Here is a 14,634-nt window from a genome sequence, read left to right as displayed (position 1 = left end):
GCATGGCGGCGGGGCCGAACGGTCAGGACACGTCGGATGGCTGTTCGCCGTGCGGTCACGGGTCGTCGCTGCGCGACGCCGCAGGCGACGGTCTGCGACCGGTCGACGCCCACCCGGCGGGGTGTCGTGACCGCTCGACATGCAACGTCACCACCGCCGGTGCGGGCGTGACGGCCTGGAGGGGCGGCGCCGGTCTTCGGGACCCGCGCCGGGCCTCCAGGCGGTCGCCTTCTCGACCCCCGAACGGTCAGGACACGTCGGTTGGTGCCCGCCGTGTGGTCGCGTTCTCGACCCCCGAACGGTCAGGACACGTCGGTTGGTGCCCGCCGTGTGGTCAAGTGTCGTCGCTGCGCGACGCCGCAGGCGACGGTCTGTGACCAGTCGGCGCCCGCCCGGCGGGGTGTCGTGACCGAGCGGGGACCGCGTCAGACCGTGGCGCGCCAGTCGTCGACGTCGTCGGACTCGTCGGCGTCGTCGTCGAGGACCGGGATCGGCACGGTGATCGACGACGTCGGCGGGTTGATGAGCAGGCGTTCGTCGCGACGGTGGCGCAGCACGTCATTGATGTAAGCGGTCGTGGCCTCGGGCAGCGAGACGGAACGCTCCTCTTGCTGGGACATGAACCAGCGGTGCTCGAGCAGCTCGTGGAACACCTCGGCGGGTTCGAGCCGACCGCGCAGGTCACGGGGGATCGAGCGGACGACGGGCTCGAAGACCCGCGAGACCCACTCGTGCGCCACCATCTCCTCGTCGAGTTCGTCGCGGCCGTTGCGAGCGCGGTACGAGTCGAGGTCGTTGAGCAGGCGCCGGGCCTGGTTCTCGCCGGCGTCGAGCCCGGTGAGTCGCAGCAGTCGGCGCTGGTGGTGCCCGGCATCGACGACCTTCGGCTGGATCCGGACCTGCGAGCCGCCCTCGGTCGTGTGGATCGAGAGCTCCTCGATGTCGAAGCCGAGCTCGTTCAGGCGCTCCACGCGGTCGTTGATGCGCCAGCGTTCCTTGATGTCGAACTGCTCGGTGCCGGTGAGCTCGGTCCAGAGCGTGCGGTACTGGGCGACGATGCGGTTCGAGACGTCGACGGGGTCGGCGTTCTCGTCGAGGCGACCACCGGCCTCGAGGTCGAGCAGCTCGCCGGCGATGTTCACGCGGGCGACCTCGAGGTCGTTCTCGCGCTGGCCGTTCGACAGCCCGCCCGGGTAGAGCTTGCCGGTCTCGGCGTCGACCAGGTACGCGGCGAAGGCTCCGGCGTCGCGACGGAACAGCGTGTTCGACAGGGACACGTCGCCCCAGTAGAAGCCGATGACGTGCAGGCGGACGAGCAGCAGCGCGAGGGCGTCGACCAGACGGGTGGCGGTCTCCGGGCGCAGCGTCTGTGAGTAGAGCGCGCGGTAGGGCAGGGAGAACCGGAGGTGGCGCGTCACGAGCACCGGGTGCAGTGGTTCACCGTCGGCGTCGACGCGGTTCGTGATGACCGCGACGGGGTCCACGCACGGCACGTCCATGCGCTGCAGGGTCCGGAGCATCTCGTACTCGGACCGGGCGACCTCTTCGCCGGTCTCCTTCACCGCGGCGACGTACCCGCTCAGGTGCACGAACCGCACGAGGTGCCGCGAGATGCCCTTCGGCAGCGCGACGATCGTGTCGTCGGGCCAGTCGGCGAGCGGCAGGTCCCACGGCAGGTCGAGCAGGCCGGGGTCGACGGTGGCGGCGGTGATGGACATCGAGTCGGGCACGGTGGTTCCTCTGGTGTCGGGGACAGCCGAGAGCCCGCGTCCGCCCTTGTGAGGCGGGCGCGGGCTCTCGGGGGAGTGCGCTGGTTACGCGCTGACGACGGCCTTGTCGTCGAGGCGGTCGCCCGACTCGGTGTCGAAGGCGTGGACGTGGCCCTGCTTCGGCGTGATCACGATCGTGTCACCGATCGACGGGTGCGCACGACCGTCGACACGGGCGACGATGTCGGCGCGCTGGCCGTTCACGTCGGCGTGACCGTAGAGGTAGCCATCGGCGCCGAGCTCCTCGACGACGTCGACCGTGACGGGCAGGCCCTCGCCGGACTGCGACACGATGACGTCCTCGGGGCGGATGCCGACCGTGATCTGTGCGGCACGGGCGTTCGACAGGGTGTCGCGGTCGATCGCGTGGTTGAGCGTGCCGAACCTGATGCCGCCCTCGATGACGTCGGCGGGCAGCAGGTTCATGGCCGGCGAACCGATGAAGCCGGCGACGAACACGTTGTTCGGCTTCTCGTACAGGTCGCGCGGGGTGCCGACCTGCTGCAGGATGCCGTCCTTCAGCACCGCGATGCGGTCACCCATGGTGAGGGCCTCGGTCTGGTCGTGCGTGACGTAGACCGTGGTGACGCCGAGACGACGCTGCAGCGACGCGATCTGCGTGCGGGTCTGGACGCGGAGCTTGGCGTCGAGGTTCGACAGCGGCTCGTCCATGAGGAACACCTGCGGCTGACGGACGATCGCACGGCCCATCGCGACGCGCTGACGCTGACCACCGGAGAGCGCCTTCGGCTTGCGGCCGAGGTAGTCCTCGAGGTCGAGGAGCTTGGCGGCTTCCTGCACGCGGGTGGCACGCTCTTCCTTGCCGACGCCGGCGATCTTGAGCGCGAAGCCCATGTTCTCGGCGACGGTCATGTGCGGGTACAGCGCGTAGTTCTGGAACACCATCGCGATGTCGCGGTCCTTCGGCGGGACGTCCGTGACGTCGCGGTCGCCGATGCGGATCTGACCGGAGTTGACCTCTTCGAGGCCGGCCAGCATGCGGAGCGAGGTGGACTTGCCGCAACCCGAGGGGCCGACGAGGACGAGGAACTCGCCGTCGGCGACGTCCAGGTCGAGGGAGTCGACCGCGGGACGGTTGCCTCCGGGGTAGAGACGGGTTGCCTTGTCATAGGTGACGGACGCCATGAGCGTTCGGTCCTTCCTTCACCGGCAGGTACGTGCCGGACGATCCGAGTGAAGCGGTGTGCCCGTACGGGCCCCGGACAGTCGCCGTCGACTGTCGGAGTTCATACAACACGACTTCACCCGGGTGCGCCAGTGTTTTCCCCCTTGGTCGGCGGCTTCCCAGAGCGCCCCACTACAATCGCCGGGTCCGTCCGCCGAGCAGGGGAACGCCGAGCGGACACCGATCAGGAGGACGACGCACCGATGAACAACCGCCCCGAGGGTGCCGCCCGCGCCGCGCGGAACGAGCGCCGTGAAGCCGCCCGCCAGCGAGCCCAGCGTGCCCGGACCCAGCAGAAGCGACGCCAGCGTGGTGTCCGGCTCGGCCTGCAGATCGGGCTCGGGGTCGTGCTCCTCGCCGCCGCGACGATCGTCACGCTCGTGCTGGTCGACTCCGTGAAGCCCGCCGGCCCCGGCCCGTCGACCATGTCGCAGGGCGGGATCACCATCGGGCAGGGTCTGGAGCCCGTCACCGCCTCCGCGTCCGGGTCGGCCTCCGCATCGCCGAGCAGCGCCGCGACCGAGGGAGCCGGGACCGTCCGGATCACCCTGTACGTGGACTACCTCTGCCCGGGCTGCGGCCAGTTCGAGCAGGCGAACGGCGACTACATCAAGGACCTGGTCGATTCCGGCGCGGCCACGGTGGACATCCACCCGGTCGCGATCCTGTCGAACCGCTCGCAGGGCACGAAGTACTCGCTGCGGGCCGCGAACGCCGCCGCCTGCGTCGCCGAGCACTCGCCGAACCAGTTCTACGCGGTGAACCAGGCGCTCTTCGCGGAGCAGCCGGACGAGGGCACGCCGGGCCTGACGGACGCGGAACTCACCGACGTCGTCACGGGAGTGCAGGGGCTGCAGGAAGGCGGCGCCGTCCGGAGCTGCATCGCCGACCAGGACTACGCCAAGTGGGTGGACGAGCAGACGGCGGCGGTGTCCGGGGGCACGATCCCCGGGTCGACGCTCGAGGAGTTCCCCGGCACCCCGCTCGTGCTCGTGAACGGGCAGCGCTACGAGCTGACCTCCCCGGTCACGAACGACGACTTCCGCACCTTCGTGGTGACGGCCGCCGGGGCGACCGACGCGACCCCGACACCCACGCCGAGCGCGACCCCGTCGCCCACGCCGACCAAGCGCTGACTTCCGGACGAGCGCTGACGCGCTGACTGCGGTCTGGAGGCCCGGTGCCAGCTGGCACCGGGCTCTCCGTCCGTCACCGGTGCGGCTACAGGGCCGAACCCGGGATGCTCAGGGTGTCGCAGCTCGTCGCGCCCTGCTGGTAGCCCCGCAGGAACCAGCGCTGTCGCTGCTCGCTCGACCCGTGCGTGAACGAGTCCGGGTCGACGCGGCCGGTCGCACGCTCCTGGATGCTGTCGTCGCCCACGGCGCTCGCCGCCGACAGGGCGTCGGTGATCTGGGAGCGGGTGATCGGTTCGAAGAACGTCTCGCCGTTCGCGTCCTTTGTCGTGGCGGCGTCGCCGACCCAGGCCCCGGCGTAGCAGTCCGCCTGCAGCTCGACGCGGACGCTGCCCGACGACGCACCCGTGCCGGAGCGGTCGGTGTTCGCGAACGACCCCTGCAGCTGCTGCACGTGGTGGCCCCACTCGTGTGCGACGACGTACATCTGCGCGAGCGGACCACCGGACGAGCCGTACTGCGACTGCAGGTCGTCGTAGAAGGCGGTGTCCAGGAAGATCGCACGATCCGGCGGGCAGTAGAACGGGCCGGTCGCGGCGGACGCCTGCCCGCACGAGGTGTCGGTGGAGTCCTGGAACAGGAAGAACTCCGGAGACGTGTACGAGATGCCGAGCGAGCGCGCCTCGGACGTCCAGTAGGCGTCGAGCGACTCGGCCGCACCCTCCATCCGGCACTCCACGCGCAGGTTGGCGTCGCGTCCGGTCCGGCACTCGGGGGCGGCGTCGACGGACTCGCCCTCCTGCTGGATCGTCGTCAGGCCGTTGCCGCCGCCGACGATCCCGCTCAGGTCGACGCCGGTGAACTGCGCGATCAGGAACACCACGATGGCGCCGACACCCACGGCACCTCCGCCGATCGCGGTGCCGCGACCCCGCCGCTTGACCTTGCCGCCCCCGAGTTGCGAGTCGTCGTTGAACGTCATGTTCCCGAACCTACCGACCAGCGGCCCCGCGTACCGTCGGCGGCGTCGGCCACTCCCGACACCTGTCGTACAACCGGAAGGAACCGCACAATGGCCACTCCCATCAGCACCGTGATGAGTCCCGCCCGCTACGTCCAGGGCAAGGACGCGATCACCCGCGTCGGCGAGTTCGTCGCCCCGATCGGCAAGCGGCCCCTGATCGTCGCCGACGACGTGGTCTGGGGCATCGTCGAGACCGCCGTCACCGAGAGCTTCCGGTCGGCCGACCTGGCCGTCGAGCGCGTCGGGTTCGGCCGCTTCGCCACCCCCGAGGCCGTCGACGAGCTGGTCGAACAGATCCGCGCGAAGGACGCCGACGTCATCGTGGGGCTCGGTGGCGGCTCGGCGATCGACGCCGCGAAGGCGGCTGGACACCTCGCCGGCATCCGGTGGGCCAGCGTGCCGACGGCCGCGTCCACCGACGCCCCCACCTCGGCGCTCGCCGTCATCTACACCGCCGAGGGCGAGTTCATCGAGTACCGCTTCTTCCCGCACAACCCGGACCTGGTGCTCATCGACACCAGGCTCGTCGCCAACGCGCCGGTGCAGTTCCTGGTCGCGGGCATCGGCGACGCGCTGGCGACCTGGGTGGAGGCCCGCGCCGCGAAGCGCGCCAACGCCGACACCATGGCCGGCGGCCTGCAGACCCAGACCGGCGTCGCGCTCGCCGAGCTGTCGTGGAAGCTCCTGCACGAGAACGCCCTGCAGGCCATCGAGGCCGTCAAGGCCAAGGTCGTCACCCCGGCGCTCGAGAAGGTCGTCGAGGCGAACACGCTGCTGTCCGGCCTGGGCTTCGAGTCCGGTGGGCTCGCCGCGGCCCACGCGATCCACAACGGGCTGACCGCGGCTCCGCAGGCACACGGCCTGGCGCACGGGCAGAAGGTGAACATCGGGACGATCGCGCAGCTCGTGCTCGAGGGAGCCCCGGCGGACGAGATCGAGGACTTCGTCGTCTTCACCACGAAGGTCGGTCTGCCGAACACCCTGACCGAGATCGGCCTGACGGTGGACGACCGTGACGTGCTGCGCGCCGTGGCCGAGGCCGCGACGGTAGAGGGCGAGACCATCCACAACATGCCGTTCCCGGTGACACCGGAGCTCGTGGTCGACGCCCTGGTCGCGATCGAGGGCATCGCGCGCAGCATCCGCGCCGAGCACGGTCTGCCGGAACCCGTGCTGTACGAGCACCGCTGACGTTCGACCAGCACCGACCCCGGCGCGAGGATCAGGTGCGGATCAGCGGCTCCATCGTCGCCAGGTCCGCACCGATCCCGACGTCGACGAGTTCGATGCGCCCGGCGAGGGTGGCGGCGGGACCGGTCAGCAGGCCGGCCTTCACGCCGCCGAAGGTGACGGTGACGTCGGCGTGCAGGACGTGGTCGTCCGCGACGCCCCCGGTGTCCACGTCGACGCCGCTCGGCACGTCCACCGCGACGACGAACGGCGCACGCTGGTCGCGGGCGAGCTCACGGATGGCGTCCACGACCTCGCGTGCAGGGGACCGCAGCGCGTTCGCGCCGTGCGCCCCGATGCCGAGGATGCCGTCGAGCACCAGGTCGGCCTCGAGCGCGGCCTCGGTGGCGGCGTCCGCCAGGCGCTCGCCGTCGCTCCGGCCGGCTGCCCGCAGGATGTCGGCCGCTCCGCCCGCGTTCGGTCCCGAGGCGCCGGACGGGCCGTCCAGCAGACGGGCGCCGGCGTCCAGCGCCGCTGCCAGGCCGGCCTCGTGGACACGGGAGCCGACGCGCAGGACCGCCACGTGCCTCCCGGCCGCTGCCAGGCGTGCGCCCGCGAACAGGGCGTCACCGCCGTTGTCGCCGCTGCCGGCGAGCACGAGGACGGATCCCGGCCCGTCGACCGGCCGCACGGCCGGGTCGTCCAGCAGGTCGCCGACGATGCGCGCGAGCCCGTCGGCGGCCCGCTGCATCAGGGGTTCCCCCGCGTCGAGGTGCGGGCGTTCCGCCGCCCGGATCTGATCGCCGCCGTAGCCGTCCATGGCCACCACACTGCCCCGATACGCTTGAGAGGACATGTCACTCGTCCCCGAAGCGCCCCGCCCCCGGTTCGTGATGTCGCCCGACGGGCTGCGACTCGCGACCTACGACTTCGGTGACCCCGACGCCCCGGCCGTCATCGCGGTGCACGGCTTCGCGTCCGGAGCGGTGCTCAACTGGCACGCCTCGGGTTGGACGCGGCACCTGGTCCGTGCCGGCTACCGGGTCCTGGCGCTCGACCAGCGCGGGCACGGCGCGAGCGCGAAGCCGCACGACGCGGGTGCCTACTCGATGGACCTGCTCGTCGCCGACGTCACCACGGTCATCGACACGTACCTGCTCGACGACGTCGCGTTCCTCGGCTACTCGCTCGGCGCACGGGTCGGCTGGCACACCGCCGAACGGCTGCCCGGCCGGATCTCGCGCGCGGTGTTCGGCGGGATACCGGACGCCGACCCGATGCGCCGCGTCCGCGTCGACCAGGCGAAGGCGTACATCGCGGACGGCACCCCGATCGAGGACCGCGTCACCAACGGCTACCTGACGATGGCGGGCAACGTCGAGGGCAACGACCTCGGCGCGCTCGTGGCCATGGTCGAGGGGATGCGGAACAGCATCGAGCCGACCCCGGAGAACGCCCCGGCGCAGCCGCTCCTGATCGCCGCCGGCAGCGAGGACGGCATCCGCGACAGCGCGGTCCGCCTCGCCGAGGCCGCACCGGACGCCACCTTCTTCGAGATCCCGGGGCGCAACCACTTCAACGCCCCGACCTCTCGGCCGTTCCGCGAAGCGGCGCTGCGGTTCCTGTCCGCCCCGCGCTGACTCGCTGCGGCTGTCCGCCCCGCGCTGAGGGGTACTCGTGGGTCCCCTCGGGCGGACGGCACCGGGCGTACCGTCCCCGCCATGGACTACAGACTCCTCGGCAACAGCGGGACATCGGTGTCGACGCTGACCCTCGGCACCATGACGTTCGGCAGCGAAGCCGACGAACCCACCTCACACGCCATCCTCGACGCCTTCGTGGCCGCCGGTGGCACGCTCGTCGACACGGCGGACGTCTACTCCGGCAACGAGTCCGAGCGGATCATCGGCCGCTGGCTCGCAGCACACCCCACCGAGGCCGCGCAGGTCGTGCTCGCCACCAAGGGCCGGTTCCCGCAGGGCGACGGTCCGAACGACCTCGGCCTGTCCCGACGACACCTGCGCGTGGCCCTCGACGCCTCGCTCGAGCGGCTCGGCGTCGACCACATCGACCTGTACCAGATGCACGCGTGGGACGCCCTGACCCCCATCGACGAGACCCTGCGGTTCCTCGACGACGCCGTGTCCGCCGGCAAGATCGGCTCCTACGGGTTCTCGAACTACCTCGGCTACCAGGTCACCAAGGCCGTCTACGAGGCGAAGGCCCACGGCTGGGCGCCGCCGGTGACCCTGCAGCCGCAGTACAACCTGCTCGTCCGCGACATCGAGCACGAGGTCGTGCCCGCCTGCCTCGACGCCGGCATCGGCCTGCTGCCCTGGTCGCCCCTGGCCGGCGGCTGGCTCTCCGGCAAGTACCAGCGCGACGAGGCCCCGACCGGCGCCACGCGCCTGGGCGAGAACCCGCAGCGCGGCATGGAGGCGTGGGAGGCCCGCAACGGCGACGAGCGCACGTGGGAGGTGCTCGACGCCGTCTCCGAGGTCGCCGACGCCCACGACGCGTCGAAGTCGCAGGTCGCACTCGCCTGGCTGCTCGCCCGGCCCGCGGTCACGAGCGTGATCCTCGGCGTCCGCACCCTGTCGCAGCTCGAGGACAACCTCGGTGCCGCGGACCTGGTGCTCACCGACGACGAGCTCGCCCGGCTGACCGACGCCAGCGCTCCCCGCATCGACGACTACCCCTACGGCACGGCCGGCGTCGCACAGCGGGAGCGGAAGATCACGGGCGGGCGCTGAACCGGCGGCCGCGGCGGGCGCGCAGTGGACAAGGCCGCTGCGCGTTCGTGCACATCGTGCGGATTTCCGCGGATGTGGGGTCCGGGTGTGGACGCGCGGGTCGGTGAGGTGTCATCCTCGTCGCACGACCGGCTGGTTACCGCGTCCAGCGCCCGGAACGCCCCCTGATCCGCGTTCCGTGTGCCGATGCCCCGGGCGAGACTTCGCCCGGGGCATCGCTTCATCGAGGGCCAGCAGCGGGACTTGAACCCGCAACCCCCGTATTACAAGTACGGTGCGCTACCAATTGCGCCATGCTGGCTGACGCCGCTCATCCTACCGGTGAGGGCGTCGGAGGCTCTATTCGCCCGACTTCTCCGAGAAGTTCAGCGAGATCGAGTTCATGCAGTACCGGTCACCGGTGGGGGTGCCGAAGCCGTCCGGGAACACGTGGCCCAGGTGCGAACCGCAGTTCGCGCAGCGGACCTCGGTCCGGGCCATGCCGAGCGAGTTGTCCTCGATCAGCTGCACCGCATCGGGGTTCACGGACTCGTAGAACGACGGCCAGCCGCAGCCGGAGTCGAACTTCGTGCCGCTCTTGAACAGCTCCGCGTTGCAGGCCGCACAGGTGTAGACGCCGGCGCGCTCCTCGTCGAGGAGTTCACCGGTCCACGGTCGTTCGGTCCCCGCCTGGCGGAGGACGGCGTACTGGTCCGGGGAGAGCTCCTCGCGCCACTGGGCGTCGGACTTGTCGACGTTGTATGCCATTGGTTCCTCCTGCTTCCGGCCGGGCTCTTCCGGGCACTCCCGACCACTTCACTAAACTCGCCACGATGTCCGAGCATTCCGTGCACCACGCCCGCTGGACCCGTCTGACGACGGACGAACTGTACGGCATCGTCGTGCTCCGCAACCGCGTGTTCGCGCTCGAGCAGCGGGTGACCGCCGAGGACTTCGACGGCCGTGACCGCGAACCCGACACGGAGCACTGGTGGTTCGGCACGGACACCGGAGCGGTTGGGTACCTGCGGCTCATCCGCCCGGCGGCGGACGAGGTCCACCCCGACGGCGCAGCGCCGCCAGCGTGGGTGATCGGCCGGGTCGCGACCGACCCCGAGCACCGTGGGCAGGGGATCGCCGGCCGGCTCGTCGCCGCCGTCCTCGACGAACACGGACACGACCCGTTCGTCCTGCACGCCCAGGAGTACGTCGCCGCCCTGTACGAGCGGCACGGCTTCGCGCGGTTCGGGGAGCCGTACGACGAGGCCGGCATCCGCCACGTCGGCATGCACCGGCCCGGGTGCTGATGGACACGCGCGCCCGGTACGACGCGTACGCCGACCGCATCCAGGCCGTTTCGCCGGCGTACGCCGCCTGGGCACGGTCGCTCGACGACGCCCTCGTCGCGCTCCTCGCAGAGGTCCCCGAGCAGCAGCGGCAGCCGGAACTGTTCTTCGCGGTCGCGCGGCGGCTGGGCGCGGACCCGGCGAACCCGGGTGCGCTGCGCGCGCTCGGACTGGAGGCCCGCCCCGCGCTGGTCAGGGCCCTCGCCTCCGCCACGGTGCAGGCCAACGACCCGCGGCGACTCGCCCCGGTCGTCCCCCTGTTCGCGGCGCTCGCCGAACGGTCCTCGCGGCCGCTCGGCCTGGTCGACGCCGGGGCCTCGGCCGGGCTGTGCTCGATCCCGGACCGGGTGACCCTGGACTACCGGGTCGGTGCCGGCGCCGCGGTCCTCCGGATGCACACGGCGGTCGCCGAGCCCTCGGTCCGGCTCGTCGCGGACGCAACCGGGGCCGTTCCCGCACCCGCGACCGTCCCGATCAGGGTCGGTGCCCGGGTGGCCCTCGACCCGCACCCGATCGACCTGTTGCTCCCCGGTGCCTTCGACCGGCTCGTCGAGGCTGTCCCGCCCGAGGCGACGGACCGGACCGCCCTGATGCGTCAGGCCGCGCGCGCGACGCTCGCCGCGCCTCCAGACCGGCTCGTCGGTACGCTGCCGGGCGACCTCGACCGTGCACTGGACGCCCTGCCGGACGACGTCGAACCGGTCGTCCTGACCACCGGCACCCTGGTCTACGTGCCGGGGGCGGACCGGCAGCGGTTCGTGGACCGGATCCGCGAGCGGGGGGTGCACTGGATCGCCCTGGAGCGAACCGGGATCCTGCGCCAGGTGGCGGCGACGCTGCCTGACGACGTCGACGCTGATGACCCCGACGCCTTCGCGACGGCCTCGCTCGACGGGGTCGCGGTCGCCGTCTCCGACCCGTTCGGCACCCGTGTGCGCTGGTTCCGTGCGCCGAACCTGTGACCGGTGTTCGCGACAGTCCAGCGCCGTGCCAGGGTCCGGATCGACTCCACCCCTACGATGTGCGAGACCCGTTACCCCACCGTGATCGGAACCGCCGTGACCAGCCCCACCGACGAACACCGTGCTGACCAGCTCAGCGAGCTCGCGAAGCACGTGTTGTCGTTCGAGCAGGACCGGGCACGGCACGACCGCACGAAGGAAGCGGAGATCCGGGTCGAGTTCGAGATGTCGGCGGCGCGCTACTACCAGGTGCTGAACCGCGTGATCGACTCGCCCGCGGCACTCGCGTACGACCCGCAGCTCGTCACCCGGCTGCAGCGGCTCCGTTACACGCGCACCAGCGCCCGGGCCACGCGCAGCTTCGTCGCGCCCGGTGCAGCTCCCGAAGGACGTGAAGAGGAACGATGAGCACGAGATTCCCCCGAGACCGGTTCGACGACGTCGCCGACGGCCCGCGGGTCGGTGCGCACCGCGGTGCCCAGCGTCGCGGCCGTGGCTGGACCGCCTTCGCCTGGGCGGCGCTCGCCACCGGTGTGCTCGTCGGCATCGGGGTGCTCGTCCTCGCACTGCTGAACGGCAGCTACTCGTTCACCGGATCCGACTCTCCCTCGGCGTCCACGTCGGCATCCGCGACCGCGAAGCCCTCGGCGACGTCCAAGCCGTCCGCGTCCTCGTCCGCCGGTTCCGGGTCCGCTGGGTCGGGGTCAGGCAGCGCTGCGGCGGCGACGCCGGCGCAGCAGGGCACCACCACCGTCGTCGTCCTGAACGGCACGACCACCACGGGCCTCGCCAGCCGGGCGAGTGCGGCGCTGACCGGTGCCGGCTGGCAGGTCGCCTCCACCGGTGACGCCGGCACGACGGGTTCGACGTCGACGATCGTCTACTACCAGCAGGCGTCGCAGGCGGCGGTCGCGCAGGGCATCGCGAAGCAGCTCGGCGTCACCGCGGTGCAGCAGTCGGCGGCGTTCCCGAACGCCGACGTGAGCGTCGTCCTCGGCGCCGACTACACCGGCTGATCGATCGCGGCAGGTCGTCGCGCCGCGTTTTCCGCGCATTGTGTGACGGCTGTGTTTCGAACACGTTGATTTCTGACGGAATCGACGTGAAACAACGTCACACCTCTTGCCTGATCGGGCGCGTTCGGTCAGAGTCCCATGCAGACGACGATCACGTCGTTCCGCACTGCAGTACCAGGGAGCAAGAGATCATGGCCAACGGAACCGTGAAGTGGTTCAACGCTGAAAAGGGCTTCGGCTTCATCACCGTGGATGGAGGAGGCCAGGACGTGTTCGTGCACTACTCGGCCATCGACATGTCGGGTTACAAGGTCCTCGAGGAGGGCCAGGCCGTCGTGTTCGACGTCGGCACCGGGTCGAAGGGCCCGCAGGCAGAGTCCGTCCGCCCCGCCTGAGCACCACCACTTCGTGAACGCGCCGTCCCGTCAGGGGCGGCGCGTTCGTCGTGTGCGGTGGTGCTGACGTCGCGGCACGAGGCGACTGCGGCCGCGGGGCGGGGGGTGCCGGACGTGCGGCGTCCTGGGAAGTCGTCACGAGCCTCCAGACCGTGTTGCACTCACACCCGCCGAGTGCCAGAATCGGCGTTGGCACTCGCTCACGCTGAGTGCCAGCACGACCCCCAAGACGACGTCCGGGAGGGACGAAAACTCACATGGCAAAGATCATTGCTTTCGACGAAGAGGCCCGCCGTGGCCTCGAGCGCGGCCTGAACCAGCTGGCCGATGCCGTGAAGGTGACGCTCGGCCCGCGCGGCCGCAACGTCGTCCTCGAGAAGAAGTGGGGCGCCCCCACGATCACGAACGACGGTGTCTCCATCGCCAAGGAGATCGAGCTCGACGACCCGTACGAGAAGATCGGTGCGGAGCTCGTCAAGGAGGTCGCCAAGAAGACCGACGACGTCGCCGGTGACGGTACGACCACCGCGACCGTGCTCGCCCAGGCGCTCGTCCGCGAAGGCCTCCGCAACGTCGCCGCCGGTGCCGACCCGATCTCGCTCAAGCGCGGCATCGAGAAGGCCGTCGCCGCCGTCTCCGAGCAGCTCCTCGCCAACGCGAAGGACATCGAGACCAAGGACCAGATCGCCGCGACCGCGTCGATCTCGGCCGCTGACCCGACGATCGGCGCGCTCATCGCCGAGGCCATCGACAAGGTCGGCAAGGAAGGCGTCGTCACCGTCGAGGAGTCGAACACCTTCGGCACCGAGCTCGAGCTCACCGAGGGCATGCGCTTCGACAAGGGTTACCTGTCGCAGTACTTCGTGACCGACCCCGAGCGTCAGGAAGCCGTCTTCGAGGACGCCTACATCCTGATCGTCAACTCGAAGATCTCGAACATCAAGGACCTCCTGCCGGTCGTCGACAAGGTGATCCAGGCGGGCAAGCAGCTCCTGATCATCGCCGAGGACGTCGACGGCGAGGCCCTGGCCACGCTCGTCGTGAACAAGATCCGCGGCATCTTCAAGTCCGTCGCCGTCAAGGCTCCGGGCTTCGGTGACCGTCGCAAGGCCATGCTGCAGGACATCGCGATCCTCACCGGCGGCCAGGTCATCTCGGAAGAGGTCGGCCTCAAGCTCGAGAACGCGACGCTCGACCTGCTCGGTCGTGCCCGCAAGGTCGTCATCACCAAGGACGAGACCACGATCGTCGAGGGTGCCGGCGACGCCGAGCAGATCGCCGGCCGTGTCCGCCAGATCCGTTCCGAGATCGAGGCGACCGACTCCGACTACGACCGCGAGAAGCTCCAGGAGCGCCTCGCGAAGCTCGCCGGTGGCGTCGCCGTCATCAAGGCGGGTGCCGCGACCGAGGTCGAGCTCAAGGAGCGCAAGCACCGCATCGAGGACGCCGTCCGCAACGCGAAGGCTGCCGTCGAAGAGGGCATCGTCGCCGGTGGTGGCGTCGCCCTGATCCAGGCCGGTGCCGTCGCGCTCGAGGCCCTCGAGCTCTCGGGCGACGAGGCGACCGGTGCGAACATCGTCCGCGTGGCCATCGACGCGCCGCTCAAGCAGATCGCGCTGAACGCCGGTCTCGAGCCGGGTGTCGTCGCCGCCAAGGTCCGCGAGCTCGAGTCGGGTTGGGGCCTCAACGCCGCGACCGGCGAGTACGTCGACCTGATCGCCGCCGGCATCATCGACCCCGCCAAGGTCACGCGTTCGGCGCTGCAGAACGCTGCGTCGATCGCCGGTCTGTTCCTGACCACCGAGGCCGTCGTCGCCGAGAAGCCCGAGCGCACCCCTGCTGCTCCGGCTGGTGACCCGACGGGTGGCATGGACTTCTAGTCCGCCTGACAGAAGGGCCCC

15 protein-coding genes and 1 tRNA gene are annotated in these 14,634 nt (G+C 70.8%); 10 read left to right on the top strand and 6 right to left on the bottom strand.

What is annotated here, in order from left to right:
• Window positions 1-425: 425 nt before the first annotated feature.
• Both DEJ17_RS15655 and DEJ17_RS15650 read right to left on the bottom strand, forming a co-directional pair.
• A complete protein-coding gene (locus tag DEJ17_RS15655) occupies window positions 426-1,730 on the bottom strand; it encodes a DUF4032 domain-containing protein (protein ID WP_110895099.1) in 1,305 nt (434 codons plus the stop codon).
• 84 nt (window positions 1,731-1,814) lie between these two features.
• Window positions 1,815-2,915 carry an ABC transporter ATP-binding protein gene (locus tag DEJ17_RS15650; RefSeq protein WP_027466605.1) on the bottom strand — a complete coding sequence of 367 codons (1,101 nt, stop codon included), beginning with the start codon at window positions 2,913-2,915 and terminating at the stop codon, window positions 1,815-1,817.
• A 243-nt stretch (window positions 2,916-3,158) separates the two neighbouring features.
• Here DEJ17_RS15650 and DEJ17_RS15645 point away from each other — a divergent pair, with 243 nt between their 5' ends.
• The gene (locus DEJ17_RS15645) at window positions 3,159-4,091 is read left to right on the top strand and encodes a thioredoxin domain-containing protein (protein WP_110895097.1); all 933 of its coding nucleotides are present in this window, start codon (window positions 3,159-3,161) and stop codon (window positions 4,089-4,091) included.
• 85 nt (window positions 4,092-4,176) lie between these two features.
• Here DEJ17_RS15645 and DEJ17_RS15640 read toward each other — a convergent pair whose 3' ends face one another.
• Entirely contained in the window at window positions 4,177-5,070 is an 894-nt protein-coding gene (locus tag DEJ17_RS15640) for a neutral zinc metallopeptidase (RefSeq protein WP_110895096.1), read from the bottom strand.
• 90 nt (window positions 5,071-5,160) lie between these two features.
• Here DEJ17_RS15640 and DEJ17_RS15635 point away from each other — a divergent pair, with 90 nt between their 5' ends.
• A complete protein-coding gene (locus tag DEJ17_RS15635) occupies window positions 5,161-6,303 on the top strand; it encodes a glycerol dehydrogenase (protein ID WP_110895095.1) in 1,143 nt (380 codons plus the stop codon).
• Window positions 6,304-6,334: 31 nt separating this feature from the next.
• Here DEJ17_RS15635 and DEJ17_RS15630 read toward each other — a convergent pair whose 3' ends face one another.
• On the bottom strand, window positions 6,335-7,102 hold the full coding sequence (locus tag DEJ17_RS15630) for an NAD(P)H-hydrate epimerase (RefSeq protein ID WP_110895094.1): 768 nt from the start codon (window positions 7,100-7,102) through the stop codon (window positions 6,335-6,337).
• 34 nt (window positions 7,103-7,136) lie between these two features.
• Here DEJ17_RS15630 and DEJ17_RS15625 point away from each other — a divergent pair, with 34 nt between their 5' ends.
• Window positions 7,137-7,922 carry an alpha/beta fold hydrolase gene (locus DEJ17_RS15625; protein WP_110895093.1) on the top strand — a complete coding sequence of 262 codons (786 nt, stop codon included), beginning with the start codon at window positions 7,137-7,139 and terminating at the stop codon, window positions 7,920-7,922.
• An 81-nt stretch (window positions 7,923-8,003) separates the two neighbouring features.
• The gene (locus tag DEJ17_RS15620; RefSeq protein ID WP_110861756.1) at window positions 8,004-9,035 is read left to right on the top strand and encodes an aldo/keto reductase; all 1,032 of its coding nucleotides are present in this window, start codon (window positions 8,004-8,006) and stop codon (window positions 9,033-9,035) included.
• A 228-nt stretch (window positions 9,036-9,263) separates the two neighbouring features.
• Here the strand turns inward: DEJ17_RS15620 and DEJ17_RS15615 are convergent.
• Window positions 9,264-9,336 (bottom strand) — tRNA-Thr (locus DEJ17_RS15615).
• Between the two features lie 38 nt (window positions 9,337-9,374).
• Window positions 9,375-9,782, bottom strand: coding sequence for a peptide-methionine (R)-S-oxide reductase MsrB (gene msrB / locus DEJ17_RS15610; protein ID WP_027466599.1), 408 nt, complete (start codon window positions 9,780-9,782; stop codon window positions 9,375-9,377).
• Window positions 9,783-9,847: 65 nt separating this feature from the next.
• On the opposite strand from msrB, the gene DEJ17_RS15605 reads away from it, so the two are divergent.
• The 6 genes from DEJ17_RS15605 (at window position 9,848) to groL (ending at window position 14,613) form a co-directional block, all read left to right on the top strand.
• Window positions 9,848-10,321, top strand: a complete 474-nt coding sequence (locus DEJ17_RS15605; RefSeq protein WP_181421250.1) for a GNAT family N-acetyltransferase — start codon at window positions 9,848-9,850, stop codon at window positions 10,319-10,321.
• Window positions 10,321-11,322, top strand: a complete 1,002-nt coding sequence (locus DEJ17_RS15600; protein WP_110895091.1) for a DUF2332 family protein — start codon at window positions 10,321-10,323, stop codon at window positions 11,320-11,322. The genes DEJ17_RS15605 and DEJ17_RS15600 overlap by 1 nt, the downstream gene beginning before the upstream one ends.
• Before the next feature lie 96 nt (window positions 11,323-11,418).
• The gene (locus tag DEJ17_RS15595; RefSeq protein WP_258366851.1) at window positions 11,419-11,730 is read left to right on the top strand and encodes a DUF3263 domain-containing protein; all 312 of its coding nucleotides are present in this window, start codon (window positions 11,419-11,421) and stop codon (window positions 11,728-11,730) included.
• Window positions 11,727-12,338, top strand: coding sequence for a LytR C-terminal domain-containing protein (locus DEJ17_RS15590; RefSeq protein ID WP_110895089.1), 612 nt, complete (start codon window positions 11,727-11,729; stop codon window positions 12,336-12,338). Before DEJ17_RS15595 ends, DEJ17_RS15590 begins: the two co-directional genes overlap by 4 nt.
• 191 nt (window positions 12,339-12,529) lie before the next feature.
• Window positions 12,530-12,733, top strand: a complete 204-nt coding sequence (locus DEJ17_RS15585) for a cold-shock protein (protein WP_017888049.1) — start codon at window positions 12,530-12,532, stop codon at window positions 12,731-12,733.
• A 257-nt stretch (window positions 12,734-12,990) separates the two neighbouring features.
• A complete protein-coding gene (groL, locus tag DEJ17_RS15580; RefSeq protein ID WP_110895088.1) occupies window positions 12,991-14,613 on the top strand; it encodes a chaperonin GroEL in 1,623 nt (540 codons plus the stop codon).
• Window positions 14,614-14,634 lie beyond the last annotated feature (21 nt).

The sequence above is a fragment of the Curtobacterium sp. MCSS17_011 genome, from assembly GCF_003224275.1.
Lineage (GTDB): Bacteria > Actinomycetota > Actinomycetes > Actinomycetales > Microbacteriaceae > Curtobacterium.
The sequence above is the reverse complement of the archived record's forward strand: the minus strand, read 5'-3'. Positions and strand labels throughout refer to the sequence as shown.